Here is a 15,922-nt window from a genome sequence, read left to right as displayed (position 1 = left end):
GTGAAGTTGCGAAGGGCGTGCCGAACGGCTCCGACGCGATGGGGCTGCCACTACCGACTGGCGTCCCAGGGGGCCAGCAGGTCGCCCAGCAACTCGGTGAAGGCGGCGTCCAGGGTGTCCTCCCGGTCCTGGTCTCCGACGGCTTCGGGGCACAGGGCGGCGGGACGGGCGATCCACAGGATCTGCCATGGTTTGGACGCCAGTTTCGGGTCGCCCCAGATGCCGCCGAGAGGGTAGAGGGGGTGCAGCAGATCGCCGATGCGGTCAATCGCGATCTGCACCAGCGCTCCGTCGGTCGCCGTGTGCGCCGCCGCTAATCCCCTGCGGGCGGTCCTGGCGACGGCGGCCGTCGTCGGGTGGCGGCGGACGACCCGCACGACCTGTGTCAGGTGCTCGGTGATTCCCCGGACGGTGCCGTCGCTGGGGCGGGTGCGTCCCGCGGTTTCGAAGGCCTGCGCGAGTTCGGCCCCCAGCGCGAGCAGATGCAGTCCGGAGGCGGACTTCCAGTTGGCGTAGAGGAAGTTGCGTGTCGTGCCGCAACTGCGGGCGATGGCGGTCAGCGAGACGTCCAGGCCGTCGGTGCGCATGAGGGTCCGCACCGTGGTGAGCACATGTCCTGTGCTGTGCGGGTTGTGGCCGTACGCGAATTCCGGGCTCATGGGACCTATCCAACGAAAACTGTGAGCAACCGGAAGGTGAATGCCACTCAGGCACTCAAATGAGCGACAGATGAGCAGAGGGAGCCTGGGTGCTCACGCTTTTTTGGCGCAGGTACCCGGAGGCGGGCGGAAGGGAAAACACCCACCGCCCCCCTCAGCCCGTGACGGCGCGTCAAAGACTGGCCGAGTTTCGTACAACCATCCGGTCGTCTATGTGCGTCAACCGGGTATGACTCACTGGATATCCCGACGCGTCAGAGCGCTCGCGGCGATCGGGGCGGGCGCCGGGATGCTCGTTCCCTGCGTGGCCGCCGCGACACCCGCCGCGGCCGCGGCACCGAAGGTCAGCTGCACGTCCGGCAGGGCCGGCCTGGCCGAGAAGTTGCAGAAGGACATCACCGCGGCCATGGCCGGCCGCAAGGGCACCATCGCGGTCGGCCTGCGCGACCGCACCACCAATACGACCTGCACGCTGCGGGAGTCGACCGCCTACGACTCCGCCAGCGTGGTCAAGGTGACCGTCCTGGCCACCCTGCTGTGGGACGCCAAGAAGACGAACCGCCACCTCACCGATCGTGAGACCGCCCTCGCCAAGGCCATGATCACCCAATCCGACAACAACGCGACCACCAGTCTGTGGAAGCAACTGGGCGTGACGAAGGTCAAGGGTTTCCTCACCGCGGCCGGCATGACCCAGACCAAGCCGGGTGCGGACGGCTACTGGGGCCTGACCCAGATCACCGTGCGCGACGAGCAGAAGCTCCTCGGGCTCGTCACGGCCAAGAACAGCGTGCTGAGCGACAACTCCCGCGCCTACATCCTCAAGCTGATGGGCCAGGTCGTCTCCGCCCAGCGGTGGGGGACGACGGCCGGAGCGCCCTCCTCCGTCGCCGTGCACGTCAAGAACGGCTGGCTGCAGCGCGCCACACACGGCTGGCGGGTGCACAGCGTGGGCACCTTCAACGGCGGCGGCCACGACTACATGATCACGGTCCTGACGCAGGACAACAGCACGATGGACTACGGCGTCGGCACCATCCAGAACATCGCCAGGGCCATCCACAAGGACCTCGCCCCCACGGCGACGAGGACCGCGCGCTACATTCCGCCTTCCCGGCCCATGGAGGCGATCGTGCCGGTGCCGCCGAGCGGCTGACCCTTCACGAGGCGGTCTCCCGCCGGTCACGCGAGCGCCCTACGGTGACGGTCATGCGCTTGAGGACCGTACTCGCGACCGTCACCGCCGGCCTGGCGGCGGCCACCTGTCTCACCGCCGGGCCGGCCGCCGCCGACACCACCGAGAACCACGCCTGCTCGCCCTCCGTCACCCTGGACCGCTTCTCCGACGCGCTGGACGGAACGATGTACCGGGGAGCCTTCGTCGGCAACCTCTCCGCACTCGCGGTCGACCGACACGGCGATCTCGCCGCTCTCTCCGACCGCTCGTCGGTGTTCACCCTGGACCGACGGACCCTGCGACCGACCGGCGTGGTGCGGCTCGCCGACGAGAACGGCACCGCGCTGGACTCGGAGGGACTGGTCGTCGACCGCGACGGCACCCGTCTGATCACCTCCGAGACCGAACCGTCAGTACGCCGCTACTCGCGCGACGGCCGCATCCTCGACCGCCTCCCGGTGCCGCCCTCGCTCCTGGTCGCCCCCGCCGGTCGCGCCACCGGCAACCAGACCTTCGAGGGCCTGACCCTGCTGCCCGGCGGCGACACCCTGCTCGCGTCCATGGAGTACGCGCTCTCCGGCGACGCCGAGGGCATCGTCCGCTTCCAGACCTGGCGGCGGACCGGGAGCGGCCACTTCCGGCTCGCCGCCCAGTACGCCTACCGCACGGACGACGGCCTGGGCGTCCCCGAGGTGCAGGCCACCCCCGACGGCCGCCTGCTCGTCCTGGAGCGCGGCTTCACCTCCGGCGTGGGCAACACCGTCCGCCTCTACCTCGCGGACCCGCGGCACGCCACCGACACCAGCGACGTCGAGAAACTGACCGGGCAGCCCGGCGTTCACCTGATCAGGAAGACCCTGCTGACCGACATCGCCACCTGCCCGTCCCTCGGCGCCACCGCCAAGCAGCCCCAGCCGAACCCCCTCCTCGACAACATCGAGGGCATGACGATCACCGGCCGGGACGCGCGGGGCCGACTGAGGATCCTCCTGGTCAGCGACGACAACCAGAACGCCGCGCAGACGACCCGCTTCTACTACTTGCGCGCCCGCACGGACGGCCGGCAGCCCACAGCGCCGTAACGCCCGCCCCCACCTCCGACAGCCCACGCGAAGGCACGCCCCGAACCCCCGAGCCCGCGGCCGCATCCACAAGCGGATCGCCGCGAGGAGCGCAGGGGGACGAGCTCGCGGGCTGTCTGGGCTGAGCGACACTGGCCGGCCGCGCCCAGGGCCCGGCCGCGCCCAGGGCCCGACCGCCGGAGCGGAGGGAGCGGCCGGATCCGCGGGCATCCTGTGCCGAGAGGCGACTGAGCACCAGATCGCGCGAAAGGCGGAACCGCCTTTCGGCCAGGCCCCGCTCGTCGTGGTCGGCGGGCAGGGGGCGGTCGGGTTCGGGGTGGGTCGCGGCTGGAGGCCGGATGCGGCGGCCTCCCTGCCCGTCGCGGTCGGCGGGCAAGGGACAGGGTCCGGGGTGGGTCGCCGTCGGCGGCCCGATGCGCCGGCGGCCCGATGCGCCGGTGTGCCGCGGCTCCGGGGTCCTGCGACGGGACCCCAGAACCCGGCGGGCCGTGGGGAGGGGGCGGCCGGGTTCGCCGGCGAGCGCCCATGGCCGCAGGGATGGCTAAGCGGCTGCGTGGGCACCGGCGGGTCCGTGTGGGGCGCGACTGTCCGTTCGTCGCGCGCCGGTCCCGGCGGTCTGCGTGGAGGCCGGGTTCCGGACGTCCCGCGTGCGGGAGAGGTCGAACGCGCGGAGCGCATTGTTGCGGAGGGATGAAATCCGGATCGGTCCTTGTTGGTTCCTTCCGGTACATCAGGCCGTCAGGGAGGCACCGACGTGACAGCGCAGCCGGGGGAGACACGGGGTTGGGCGCGAAGGCTCGCCGCGTACGCATGGCGCTATCCGAAGGACGTCGTCCTCGCCCTCGGCGCGTCCCTCGGCGGCATGGCCGTCATGGCCGTCGTGCCGCTCATCACCAAGGTCGTCATCGACGACGTGATCGGCGACCACAGCCGCCCCATGGCCCCCTGGGCCGGCGCCCTGATCGGCGCGGCCCTCCTCGTCTACGTCCTCACCTACATCCGCCGCTACTACGGCGGCCGCCTCGCCCTCGACGTACAGCACGACCTGCGCACGGAGATGTACGGGACGATCACCCGGCTCGACGGCCGCCGTCAGGACGAGCTGTCCACCGGTCAGGTGATCGGCCGCGCCACCAGTGACCTCCAGCTGATCCAGGGCCTGCTCTTCATGCTGCCGATGACCATCGGCAACGTGCTGCTCTTCCTGATGTCCCTCGTGATCATGGCCTGGCTGTCGCTGCCGCTCACCCTGGTGGCCCTCGCCGTCGCCCCGGCGCTCGGCTGGATCGCCCGGCGCAGCCGGACCAAGCTGCATCCCGCCACCTGGTACGCCCAGGCGCAGGCAGCCGCGGTCGCGGGCGTGGTGGACGGTGCGGTCAGCGGCGTCCGCGTGGTGAAGGGCTTCGGCCAGGAGGAACAGGAGACGGCCAAGCTCCGCACGGTGGGCCGCAGGCTGTTCGCCGGGCGGCTGCGCACGATCCGGCTGAACGCCCGTTTCACCCCGGCGCTCCAGGCCGTGCCCGCCCTCGGCCAGGTCGCCATGCTGGCGCTCGGCGGCTGGCTGGCGGTCGAGGGACACATCACGCTCGGCACGTTCGTCGCCTTCTCCACCTACCTCGCCCAGCTCGTCGGCCCGGTCCGCATGCTCGCCATGGTGCTCACGGTCGGCCAGCAGGCCCGGGCGGGCACCGAGCGCGTCCTGGAGCTGATCGACACCGAGCCCACGCTGACCGAGGGCACCGTACGGCTGCCGGCCGACGCGCCCGCCACCGTTGAGTTCGACGACGTCTCCTTCGGCTACACGGACGACCGGCCCGTCCTCCAAGGTCTGTCCTTCGAGATCCGCCCCGGCGAGACCCTGGCCGTCGTCGGCTCCTCCGGCTCGGGCAAGTCCACCGTCTCCCTGCTCCTGCCACGCTTCTACGACGTCACCCACGGCGCCGTCCTCATCGGCGGGCACGACGTGCGCGAGCTGACCCTGGACTCGCTCAGGGCCGCGATCGGCCTGGTCCCTGAGGACTCCTTCCTCTTCTCCGACACCGTCCGCGCCAACATCGCCTACGGCCGCCCCGACGCCACCTCCGAGCAGATCGAGGCCGCCGCCCGCGCCGCCCAGGCGGACCGTTTCATCGCCGAGCTGCCCGAGGGCTACGACACCAAGGTCGGCGAGCAGGGGCTGACCCTCTCCGGCGGCCAGCGCCAGCGCGTGGCACTCGCCCGCGCGATCCTCACCGACCCCCGGCTGCTCGTCCTGGACGACGCCACCTCCGCCGTGGACGCCCGGGTCGAGCACGAGATCCACGAGGCGCTGGCGCAGGTCATGCGGGGCCGCACCACCCTCCTCATCGCACACCGGCGGTCCACCCTCAACCTCGCCGACCGCATCGCCGTGCTCGACGGCGGGCGGCTCGCCGACATCGGCACCCACGACGAGCTCCAGGAGCGTTCCGCGCTCTACCGACGTCTGCTCACCGACCCCGACGAGCTCGGCGGCGTCTCCCCGGGGCACGCCCGGCCCGCCGCACCCCGGGAGGACACCTCCGTACGGGACGAGCTGGACGCCGAGTTCGACGCCGAGCGCGGGGTCACCCCCACACTGTGGGCGGGGGAGCGCGAGCCCCGGGACACGGCCCTGGCGGGCATGCCCGCCACCCCCGGGCTCCTCGCCCAGGTGGAGGCCCTGCCGCCGGCGACCGACACCCCGGACATCGACGAGGACCGGGCCGTGCGCCCCGAGGAGTCCTACGGGCTGCGCCGCCTGCTGCGCGGCTTCGGGCCGCCCCTCCTCGTCAGTCTCGGCCTGGTCGCCGTGGACGCCGGCATGGGGCTGCTGCTGCCCGTCCTGATCCGGCACGGCATCGACCAGGGCGTCACGAAGCTGGCCCTCGGTGCCGTCTGGACGGCCGCCCTGCTCGGCCTGCTCGCCGTCCTGGTGCAGTGGGCGGCGCAGACCGGCGAGACCCGGATGACCGGCCGCACCGGTGAGCGTGTCCTGTACTCGCTCCGGCTGAAGATCTTCGCCCAGCTCCAGCGGCTCGGCCTCGACTACTACGAGCGCGAGCTGACCGGCCGGATCATGACGCGCATGACGACCGACGTGGACGCGTTGTCGACGTTCCTGCAGACCGGGCTGGTCACGGCGTTCGTCTCCGTGGTCACCTTCCTCGGCATCATGGTCGTCCTGCTGGTGATCGACGTGGAGCTGGCGCTGGTGGTCTTCGCGACACTGCCGCCGCTGATCGTGGCCACCTTCTTCTTCCGCCGGGCCAGTGTGAAGGCGTACCAGCTCGCCCGGGAGCGGGTGTCCGTGGTCAACGCCGACCTGCAGGAGTCGGTGGCCGGGCTGCGGATCGTGCAGGCATTCCGGCGCGAGCGGGACGGCGGGCGGCGGTTCGCCGAGCGCAGCGACGACTACCGCCAGGCCCGCATCCGGGGCCAGCTGCTGATATCGGTCTACTTCCCGTTCGTGCAGTTCCTGTCGTCGGTCGCCGCGGCATCGGTGCTGATCGCCGGTGCGGGCCGGGTGGAGGCCGCCACGCTGACCACGGGCGCCCTGGTGGCGTACCTGCTCTACATCGACCTGTTCTTCGCGCCGGTCCAACAGCTCTCGCAGGTGTTCGACGGCTACCAGCAGGCCACCGTCTCGCTGGGCCGCATCCAGGAACTGCTGCGGGAACCGACGTCCACGAAGTCCGCCGCCGAGCCCCGCGAGGTGCCCGCCCTGCGCGGCGAGATCGCGTTCGAGGACGTGCACTTCGCGTACGGCACCGGCGACGGCGCCGAGCAGGCACTGACCGGCATCGACCTGCGCGTCCCCGCCGGGCAGACCGTCGCCTTCGTCGGCGAGACCGGCGCGGGCAAGTCGACCCTGGTCAAGCTGGTGGCCCGGTTCTACGACCCGACGAGTGGCCGGGTGACCGTGGACGGCACCGACCTGAGGACGCTGGACCTCACCGCGTACCGCCACCGCCTCGGGGTCGTGCCGCAGGAGGCGTACCTCTTCCCCGGCACCGTCCGCGACGCCATCGCCTACGGCCGTCCGGACGCCACCGACGCCGAGGTGGAGGCCGCGGCGCGGGCGGTCGGCGCGCACGAGATGATCGCCACGCTGGAGGGCGGCTATCTGCACGAGGTCGCCGAGCGCGGCCGCAACCTGTCGGCCGGCCAGCGTCAGCTCATCGCCCTGGCCCGGGCCGAACTGGTCGATCCCGACGTGCTGCTCCTCGACGAGGCGACGGCCGCGCTCGACCTGGCCACCGAGGCACAGGTCAACCAGGCCACGGACCGGCTCGCGGGCCGCCGTACGACGCTGGTGGTCGCCCATCGCCTGACGACGGCGGCCCGCGCGGACCGGGTGGTGGTCATGGACCGCGGCCGGGTGGCCGAGGACGGCACGCACGACGAACTGCTGGCCCGCGGCGGCCGGTACGCCGAACTGTGGCGGACCTTCGTCGGTGCGACCGAGCCGGAGGAACCGGTCGGCGCGCGCCGCTGAGCCCGGGCGGCAACCGTGTGATACCTGTCATGCGTCCGTACATCTGTACGGAGGAGTGACAGGGGAGGGGTGACTGTGGACAGTGGTGCGATCCGTCGGCGGCTGGCGGTCGGCCTGGCCGTGCTGACCGGGTCCGGGCTTCTGGCGCTCGCCCTGCCCGGCACGGCGCAGGCCGCGGCCGCCACCTGCTCCGGCCGCGAGGTCAAGGCGCTGCGGTTCTCCACCGGCATCGTGCGCGTCTACAAGCAGGGCGGCTACGTCTGTGCCCGCACGCTGCCCCGGAGGGCCGGCGTCAAGCAGTGGATGTCGGTGACCGTGCAGGCTCGCGGGAACCGCCCGATCACCGACGGGGGACGCTTCTCGTACCAGGCCGGTCCGGTGACCGTGCACGCCGGCCACCGCTGCGTACGGGTCGGCGGAGCGGTGGGTCCCGGTACGGCGCACAGCGGCTGGATCCTGTGCTGAGCCACCGCCGGGCCGCCTCTGCGGCGCGGCCGGTCCGGCGGTGGTCCTGTCTCGTACGTGCGGTGGGCGGCGGCTAGTAGGACAGGCCGTGTCCGACGGGGTACAGGGTCGTGGCCGGATCGTCCGCCCGCCGCACCGGCACCGGCAGCTTCCCGCGCGGCCGCACCCGGCCGGCGATCACCCGCGCGGCGGCGCACAGTTCCACGTCGGTCCAGGAGTACGACGCCAGGAAGGCGGGGACGGTCGGGAGCTGGGCGACGTCGTAGGGGTTGCGGACGGCGACCGCGATCACCGGTTTCCCGGTCGCCGTCAGCCGCCGCACCAGCGTCTGCTGGGCGCTGCCCGCCGTCACGTTGTACGTCGCGACGACCACCGCGTCCGCGTCCTGGGCCGCCGCCACCGCCTTGTCGACGGTAGCGGCGGACGGGGCGGTGCCGGTCGACAGTGCCGTGGCCGTGAAGCCCAGTTCGGTGAGGGCGGCGGCGAGCACCCCGGTGGGCAGCCCCGTGGTGCCCGACGGTGAGGCGGGGTCGGCGCCGACGACGAGGAGCCTGCGGTGGCTGCGGCGGGACAGCGGCAGCAGCCGGCCCTCGTTGACCAGCAGGGTGGTGGTCCGGTCGGCGATGCGGTCGGCCGCCGCCAGGTGCGCCGGGGTGCCGACCTCGCGGGCGACGCCCGACGGGTTGGCGTACGGCTCGTCGAGGAGTCCCAGCCTCGCCTTCAGCCGCAGGACGCGCAGGATCGATTCGTCCAGCCGGGCCTCGGTGAGTTCACCCTCGCGCACGGCCGTCAGGACAGCGTTCCACGCCACGTCCAGGGACGGCGGGTTGAGCAGCTGGTCCACCCCTGCCTTCAGCGCCAGCACGGCCACCCGGTCGTCGCCGTACTTGGTGCGGACGCCCTCCATGCCGAGCGAGTCGGTGATCACCACCCCGTCGTAGCCGAGCTCGCCGCGCAGGATGCCGGTGACGATGGGGTGCGAGAGGGTGGCCGGGTCGCCGGAGTCGTCGAGTGCCGGGAACTGGATGTGGGCGGTCATGATCGAGTCGATGCCCGCCCTGATCGCGGCCCTGAACGGCACGGCGTCCAGTTGTTCCCACAGTTCGCGGCTGTGTGTGATCACCGGGAAGCCGTAGTGGCTGTCGACGGCGGTGTCGCCGTGCCCGGGGAAGTGCTTGGCGGTGGCCGCCACCCGGGAGCCCTGGTAGCCGCGTACCTCGGCCGCCACCAGCCTCGCCACGGCGTCCGGGTCGGCGCCGAAGGAGCGTACGCCGATGACCGGGTTGGCCGGGTTGACGTTCACGTCGGCGTCGGTGGAGTAGTTCTGGTTCACGCCCATCGCCCGCAGTTCGGCGCCCGAGACGCGGCCTAGCGTACGGGCGTCGGAGGCCGAGCCGCCGGCGCCGATCGCCATGGCGCCCGGGAAGAGGGTCGCGGGCTTGCCGATCCGGCAGACGATGCCGTGCTCCTGGTCGGTGGCGACGAGCACCGGCAGGCCGCGGGGCTGCTGGAGGGAGGCCCGCTGGATGCCGTTGGACAGGTCGGCGATCTGCTGCGGGTCGCGGGTGTTGTGGGCCCAGGCGAAGTAGATGATGCCGCCGACGCGGTACTTGGCGACCAGTTCGGCGGCGGTGCGGACGCCGATCTCCTTCAGGTTGGCGTCGATGTCGGCCTGGTCGGGGGCGGTGGCCGAGTGGCCGTAGACCCGCATCACGAAGAGCTGGCCGACCTTCTCCTCCAGCGTCATCCGGGAGATGAGCGAGCGGAGCCGCTTGTCGTCGTGGCGCGTGGCGGCCTGGGCGGTGCCGGCGCCCTGGGTGGCGAGGGCGGCGGTCAGGGCCGCCGTCGCGGCGAGGACGGTACGTCTGGCGGGGCGTGCGGTGTTTCCCGGTCTTCCTGTGCTTCCCGTGCCGGTGTCGTGCACGTGCGCTCCTTCCGGAGGAGATCCGCTGGAATATCGCTGAAGGAAACTTCCGAGGGGCCACCAATATCCGGAAAGTTTCTGCCAGTCAAGGGAGTGCGCAACGTGAGTGGAGGGGGCGCCGACGGAGCCCTCGGGGGCGGGCGCGCCGATGCCGTCAGCGCCCCGCCGTCCGGCGCCGGGCGCCGGCCTCGCCGGGCGGGTACTCGCGGACCGCGAACACGACGACCGCCCGCCCGTGCACCAGGCGGGCGAGGGCCGGGCGGGACGATCCGCCGACGCGCCCCGTTCGACCGCGCCGGCGCTCCGTCAGGTCATCCGCTTTCAAGCCGCCTCGTTCAGCAGCCGGGCCAGGTGTTCCCGGCCGGGGGTCAGGAGGTCCGGGAGCGGTGCCGCCGCCTCGTACCACCGCTTCTCGTACTCCCAGCACAGCCAGCCGTCCCAGCCGTGCCGGGAGAGGACCTCGACGCACTCGGCCAGCGGCAGGGTCCCGGCGCCGAGCGGGAGCGGGGTCCGGTCGTCGGCGGAGGCGATGTCCTTGACCTGCACGTACCCGAGGTGCGGGGAGAGCGCCGCGTAGGTGTCGGAGGGCTGCTCACCGCCCAGCCAGGTGTGCATCACGTCCCACAGGGCGCCGACCCGGCCGTGGCCGACCGGTCCGAGGACGCGGATGGCGTCGGCGCCGGTGCGGTGCGAGTCGTGGGTCTCCAGCAGGACGCGGACCCCCAGGTCGGCGGCGTACTCGGCGGCTGTCGCCAGGCGGCGGGCGGCGACCGCGTCGCCCTCCTCCTGCGCCCGGTCGGGATCGCCGCCGGGGAAGACCCGGACGAAGGGGGCGCCCAGATCGCGCGCCAGTTCGAGGAGTGCCCGGATCTCGGCCAGTACGGGCGCGTCGTCGCCGGGCGCGGCGACCCGCGCGTACCCCGCGAGCCCGAGGATCTCGACGCCGCTCTCCTCGAACGCGCCGGCCACCGCGGCCCGCTGTCCGGGTCCGAGCCCGGGATGCACCGGCTCCTCGTGGTGAGCGCGCAGTTCGACGCCGTGGTAGCCGTGCGCGACCGCGAGCCGGACGACGTCCGGCACGGCCATTGCGGGAACACCGAGGGTGGAGAACGCCAGTTTCATGGCGGTGGGTGTACCCCCGCCGCCCGGGAGGAACCCTCGGCCGACCAGGGCAGGGAAGGGGCAGGGGGAGAGGCGGGGGCGCGGGCAGGGGCAGGCGGCGGAGCGGTTCGTGTCCGGTCAGGAGCGGCGGCCGGGCGCCGGCAACCTGGCCACGGGCCCGTCCCGCGTGCCCTCCGCTTACTCCCCGACGGCCCGGTACACGCACACCTGGGCGCCCGACCCGGCCGTCGTCTCGGACACCAGCTCCAGCGGCCGCTTCACCCCGTCCGCCGGGAAGATGGTCTTGCCGCCCCCGAGGAGGACGGGCATCCGCACGAGCACCAGCTCGTCGACCAGTCCTTCGTGCAGCAGGGCACGGACGAGCGTCGGGCTCCCCATGACCAGCAGGTCGCCGTCGCCCTCCGCGCGCGACTCGCGGATCCGCCCGAACGCCTCGGCGCGGCGCAGACGTGTGGTGTTCGCCCAGGTCAGGTCGGAGTCGTCGAGGCTGTCGGAGACGACGTACTTCCGGATGGAGTTCATCCGGTCGGCGAAGGGGTCGCCGGCCCGCCCGGGCCACGCCCCGGCCATCGTCCGCCAGGTGCGGCGCCCGAACAGCAGGGCCCCGGCCCGGCCCAGCGTGTCGTCGAAGGCGCCGCCCACGACCTCCGGGTCGAAGAACGGGTGCGACCAGCCGCCGTGCGCGAACCCGCCCTCGGTGTCCTCCTCCGGACCGCCGGGTGCCTGCACCACTCCGTCCAGGCTGATGAACTCGCTGACCACGATGCGCATGGGACTCACTCCTGCTTTCCGTTGTCTCCGGTCGCCGCCGTGCGGGCGCCGCTGCCGTTCGGACAGGATCAGATCAGATCCGACGTGCCCGTGACCGTCGGTCACGGCGATGAGGACCGACCGGGTCGCGCGAACTCATCGAACCTGTCGGAAACCCGCCCGGCGGCGCCCCGATGACCCCGGCGCGCGACGAACCGGGCAGTGAGCCGTCCGGCTTCCCGAGCCCGATCGTGGACGCCCTCCGGACCGTGCGGTGTGCATCGGACCGTGCGGTGTGCATCGGACCGTGCGGTGTGCATCGGACCGTGCGGTGTGCCACCGGAGCGTGCGGCGTCCCAGCCGGACCGTGCAACGTCCAGCCGGACGGTGCGGCGTCCCAGCGCCGCCCACCAGGACGGCCCGCCCCGGCGACGCCCCAGCCAGACGGCCCGCCCCGGCGACGCCCCGGCCAGACCGCCCATCCATACCGCCCGCCCCGGCCACACCGCCCGCCGACCCGCGCTGCGCCCACCGACCCGCGCGGCACCCTCAAGCGCGCGGCACCCCGGAGGACCCCCGCACCATCAGCTCCCCGCGCACCGTCGCGACCCCGCCGGGCGGCGGCTCCTCCCGGCCCATGGCGATCCGGCCCGCCCGCGCCCCCGCCTCGGCCAGCGGCAGCCGCACCGTCGTCAGGGACGGCACCGCGTCGGTACTGAACGGGAGGTCGTCGAAGCCCGCCACCGACACGTCCCGCGGTATCCGCAGCCCGGACTCGCGCAGCGCCGCGCACGCCCCCAGCGCGACGGAGTCGTTCGCGGCGACGACCGCCGTCAGCCCCGGATCGCGGCGCAGCAGTTCCAGCGTGGCCTCGTACCCGGAGGTGCGGTCGTAGCGCCCGTACACGGTCCAGCGGGGATCCTCCTCGACACCGGCCGCCGCCAGCGCCTCGCGGTGCCCCTCCAGACGGTGACGGGTGGTCGTGCGCTCCTGGGGACCGGCGATGTAGCCCAGCCGCCGGTGGCCCAGCCCGATCAGGTGCTCGGTCAGCCGCCGCGCGCCCCCGCGGTTGTCGAAGGCCAGCGCGACCGCCCGGGTGTCCGGCGCCGGCGGTCGCCCGCACAGCACCACCCGGGTCCCGGCCTCCGTCAGCTTGCGCAGCTTCGCCGCGACCGCCGCCGCGTGCGGCGCGTCCTCCACGGCCCCGCCGGTCAGCACCACCGCCGCGGCCCGCTGCCGCTGGAGCAGGGTCAGATACGTCAGCTCGCGGTCCGGTGAGCCGCCGGTGTTGCAGACCACGGCCAGCCGTTCCCCGCCCGCCCGGCCGCCCGGCCCGCCGATCTCCGACTGGATCGCGCTCGCCATGATCCCGAAGAAGGGGTCGGCGATGTCGTTCACCAGGATGCCGACCAGGTCGGAGGTGGCGGCGGCGAGCGAGCTGGCGGGACCGTTCAGCACGTAGTCCAGGTCGTCGACGGCCTTGAGCACCCGCTCCCGGGTGGCGGCGGCCACCGGGTAGTTGCCGTTCAGCACGCGCGACACCGTCGCGGGCGAGACCTGTGCGCGGGCCGCCACGTCCGCCAGGGTCACCGTCATCTCGTCGTCCTCCGGTCGCGCGTCTCGTCGTCGTACGTCCCCGCCCACCACCGCCCAGGGAGGGCCGTGGGACCACCACCGCCCGAGGAGGGCCACGGGTCCGCCGCCGCCCGAGGACGCCGTGGGTCCGCCGCCGCCCGAGGGGGCCACGGCGGAAGTGTCGTGCAGACCTTACGGCCCCCAGCCCCCTTGTTCGCCCCCTCGAACAACACGATCCGCCCGCGCTCTTGTCCCCCCGCGGCCCAGAGGCTAGCTTCTCACCGCATAGAAAGCGCTTGCTGCGAGGCGGCCGGTGAGATCGCTGGAGCCCGGGCGGCGCGGTAGCGCGTACGGAGGGACTGACGTGACACGCAAGACGGTGCGGATCGCCATGAACGGCGTGACCGGGCGCATGGGCTACCGCCAGCACCTGGTCCGCTCGATCCTCGCCCTGCGCGAGCAGGGCGGACTCGACCTCGGCGACGGCACCGTGCTGTGGCCGGAACCGGTCCTGGTCGGCCGGCGCGAGCACGCGCTGAAGGCGCTTGCCGACCGGCACGGCCTCGAACACCACTCGACGGACCTGGACGCCGTCCTCGCCGACCCGGACGTCGACGTCTACTTCGACGCGCAGGTCACCTCGGCCCGGGAGGAGGCGATCAGGAAGGCGATCGCCGCCGGCAAGCACGTCTACACCGAGAAGCCCACCGCCACCGGCCTGGACGGCGCCCTGGAGCTGGCCCGGCTCGCGCACGCCAAGGGCATCAAGCACGGCGTCGTCCAGGACAAGGTCTTCCTGCCCGGGCTGCTGAAGCTGAAGCGGCTGATCGACGGCGGCTTCTTCGGCCGGATCCTGTCCGTGCGCGGCGAGTTCGGCTACTGGGTCTTCGAGGGCGACTGGCAGCGGGCCCAGCGCCCCTCCTGGAACTACCGCGCCGAGGACGGCGGCGGCATCGTCGTCGACATGTTCCCGCACTGGGAGTACGTCCTGCACGAGCTGTTCGGCCGGGTCACCTCCGTGCAGGCGCTCACCGCCACCCACATCCCCCAGCGCTGGGACGAGAACGGCAAGCCCTACGACGCCACCGCCGACGACGCCGCCTACGGCGTCTTCGAACTCGAAGGAGGCGTGATCGCCCAGATCAACTCCTCCTGGGCCGTGCGCGTCCACCGCGACGAACTGGTCGAGTTCCAGGTGGACGGCACGGAGGGCTCTGCCGTCGCGGGCCTGCGCGACTGCCGCGTCCAGCACCGCTCCGCCACCCCCAAGCCGGTGTGGGACCCCGACGTCCCCGCCACCGAGTCCTTCCGGGACCAGTGGCAGGAGGTGCCCGACAACACCGTCTTCGGCAACGGCTTCAAGGCCCAGTGGGAGCTGTTCCTGCGCCACGTCCACGCCGACGCCCCCTACCACTGGGACCTGCTCGCCGGCGCCCGTGGCGTGCAGCTCGCCGAACTGGGCCTGAGGTCCTCGGCCGAGGGCCGCCGCGTCGAGGTGCCGGAGATCCGGCTGTGACCATCCACCTGCCGGACCCGGACGGCGGCCTCAAGGCCTACGAGCCGCGCGCCGAGCCCGTCACCGCCGCACCCGGCGCCCCCTTCACCTCCCGCACGGTCTTCTCGGCGGCGCACGTCGTCGCCGACCCGTTCGCCGACGTCTCGCCCGACTCGCCGGCCGCCGTCGACTGGGACGCCACCCTCGCCTTCCGCCGCCACCTGTGGTCCCACGGGCTGGGCGTCGCCGAGGCGATGGACACCGCGCAGCGGGGCATGGGCCTGGACTGGGCCGGCGCGGCCGAACTGATCCGCCGGTCCGCGGCGGAGGCGAGGACGGTGGGCGGGCGCATCGCCTGCGGCGTCGGCACCGACCAGATCGCCGGCGGCACGCTCGCCGACATCCGTGCCGCATACGAGGAACAGCTCACCCTGGTCGAGGAGTCCGGCGCCCAGGCGATCCTGATGGCCTCGCGCGCCCTCGCCGCCACGGCCCAGGGACCGGACGACTACCTGGAGGTCTACGGCCACCTGCTGCGCCAGGCCGCCGACCCGGTGATCCTGCACTGGCTCGGCCCCATGTTCGACCCGGCGCTCCAGGACTACTGGGGTTCGGCAGACCTGGACGCGGCCACCGACACCTTCCTGGACCTCGTCGCCGCCCACCCCGACAAGGTCGACGGAGTGAAGATCTCCCTGCTGGACGCCGGGCGCGAGACAGAGCTGCGCCGCCGTCTGCCGGAGGGGGTGCGCTGCTACACGGGCGACGACTTCAACTACCCGGAGCTGATCGCCGGCGACGAGCAGGGCTTCAGCCACGCGCTGCTCGGCGTCTTCGACCCGCTGGGCCCGCTGGCGGCGCGGGCGGTACGGGTCCTGGACGCGGGGGACGCGACCGGGTTCCGCGAGCTGCTCGACCCCACCGTCGAACTCTCCCGCCACCTCTTCCGGGCGCCCACCCGCTTCTACAAGACCGGCGTGGTCCTGCTGGCCTGGCTCGCCGGCCACCAGTCGCACTTCACCATGGTCGGCGGCCTTCAGTCGGCCCGCTCCCTGCCCCACCTGGCGCACGCCTACGAACTCGCCGACCGTCTCGGCCTGTTCCCGGATCCCGAGCTGGCGGAGGAACGGATGAGGAACCTGCTGGGCGTGTACGGAGCGGGCCGGTGAGCGGCCTGG

Annotated in this window: 11 protein-coding genes; 6 read left to right on the top strand and 5 right to left on the bottom strand. The window is 73.0% G+C overall.

What is annotated here, in order from left to right; all coding sequences use genetic code 11:
• Nucleotides 1-50: 50 nt before the first annotated feature.
• Complete coding sequence (locus ACF061_RS04315; protein WP_392265250.1) at nucleotides 51-659, bottom strand: hypothetical protein; 609 nt, start codon at nucleotides 657-659, stop codon at nucleotides 51-53.
• Nucleotides 660-948: 289 nt separating this feature from the next.
• On the opposite strand from ACF061_RS04315, the gene ACF061_RS04310 reads away from it, so the two are divergent.
• The 4 genes from ACF061_RS04310 to ACF061_RS04295 all read left to right on the top strand — a co-directional run bounded on the left by ACF061_RS04310 (nucleotide 949) and on the right by ACF061_RS04295 (nucleotide 7,878).
• The gene (locus ACF061_RS04310; RefSeq protein WP_392265395.1) at nucleotides 949-1,815 is read left to right on the top strand and encodes a serine hydrolase; all 867 of its coding nucleotides are present in this window, start codon (nucleotides 949-951) and stop codon (nucleotides 1,813-1,815) included.
• A gap of 53 nt (nucleotides 1,816-1,868) precedes the next feature.
• Nucleotides 1,869-2,918, top strand: a complete 1,050-nt coding sequence (locus tag ACF061_RS04305; RefSeq protein ID WP_392265249.1) for an esterase-like activity of phytase family protein — start codon at nucleotides 1,869-1,871, stop codon at nucleotides 2,916-2,918.
• A 754-nt stretch (nucleotides 2,919-3,672) separates the two neighbouring features.
• Nucleotides 3,673-7,413 carry an ABC transporter ATP-binding protein gene (locus ACF061_RS04300; protein WP_392265248.1) on the top strand — a complete coding sequence of 1,247 codons (3,741 nt, stop codon included), beginning with the start codon at nucleotides 3,673-3,675 and terminating at the stop codon, nucleotides 7,411-7,413.
• Between the two features lie 75 nt (nucleotides 7,414-7,488).
• Nucleotides 7,489-7,878 carry a hypothetical protein gene (locus ACF061_RS04295; protein WP_392265394.1) on the top strand — a complete coding sequence of 130 codons (390 nt, stop codon included), beginning with the start codon at nucleotides 7,489-7,491 and terminating at the stop codon, nucleotides 7,876-7,878.
• Between the two features lie 73 nt (nucleotides 7,879-7,951).
• On the opposite strand, the gene ACF061_RS04290 is transcribed toward ACF061_RS04295, so the two are convergent.
• The 4 genes from ACF061_RS04290 to ACF061_RS04275 all read right to left on the bottom strand — a co-directional run bounded on the left by ACF061_RS04290 (nucleotide 7,952) and on the right by ACF061_RS04275 (nucleotide 13,270).
• A complete protein-coding gene (locus tag ACF061_RS04290; RefSeq protein WP_392265247.1) occupies nucleotides 7,952-9,802 on the bottom strand; it encodes a glycoside hydrolase family 3 protein in 1,851 nt (616 codons plus the stop codon).
• A 321-nt stretch (nucleotides 9,803-10,123) separates the two neighbouring features.
• Nucleotides 10,124-10,924 (bottom strand): sugar phosphate isomerase/epimerase family protein, encoded by an 801-nt coding sequence (locus ACF061_RS04285; protein ID WP_392265246.1) that lies wholly within the window; start codon nucleotides 10,922-10,924, stop codon nucleotides 10,124-10,126.
• 177 nt (nucleotides 10,925-11,101) lie between these two features.
• The gene (locus tag ACF061_RS04280) at nucleotides 11,102-11,695 is read right to left on the bottom strand and encodes a dihydrofolate reductase family protein (RefSeq protein ID WP_392265245.1); all 594 of its coding nucleotides are present in this window, start codon (nucleotides 11,693-11,695) and stop codon (nucleotides 11,102-11,104) included.
• A 528-nt stretch (nucleotides 11,696-12,223) separates the two neighbouring features.
• Nucleotides 12,224-13,270, bottom strand: coding sequence for a LacI family DNA-binding transcriptional regulator (locus ACF061_RS04275; RefSeq protein ID WP_392265244.1), 1,047 nt, complete (start codon nucleotides 13,268-13,270; stop codon nucleotides 12,224-12,226).
• Nucleotides 13,271-13,613: 343 nt separating this feature from the next.
• Between ACF061_RS04275 and ACF061_RS04270 the strand changes: the two genes are divergently transcribed.
• Nucleotides 13,614-14,765, top strand: coding sequence for a Gfo/Idh/MocA family protein (locus tag ACF061_RS04270; RefSeq protein ID WP_392265243.1), 1,152 nt, complete (start codon nucleotides 13,614-13,616; stop codon nucleotides 14,763-14,765).
• Entirely contained in the window at nucleotides 14,762-15,913 is a 1,152-nt protein-coding gene (locus ACF061_RS04265; RefSeq protein WP_392265242.1) for a dihydrodipicolinate synthase family protein, read from the top strand. The genes ACF061_RS04270 and ACF061_RS04265 overlap by 4 nt, the downstream gene beginning before the upstream one ends.
• Nucleotides 15,914-15,922: the final 9 nt, after the last annotated feature.

Origin of the sequence: Streptomyces sp. NPDC015220, assembly GCF_043079345.1 — a bacterium.
GTDB lineage: Bacteria > Actinomycetota > Actinomycetes > Streptomycetales > Streptomycetaceae > Streptomyces.
Note: the sequence above shows the minus strand (reverse complement) of the source record. Positions and strands in the feature narration are given on the sequence as shown.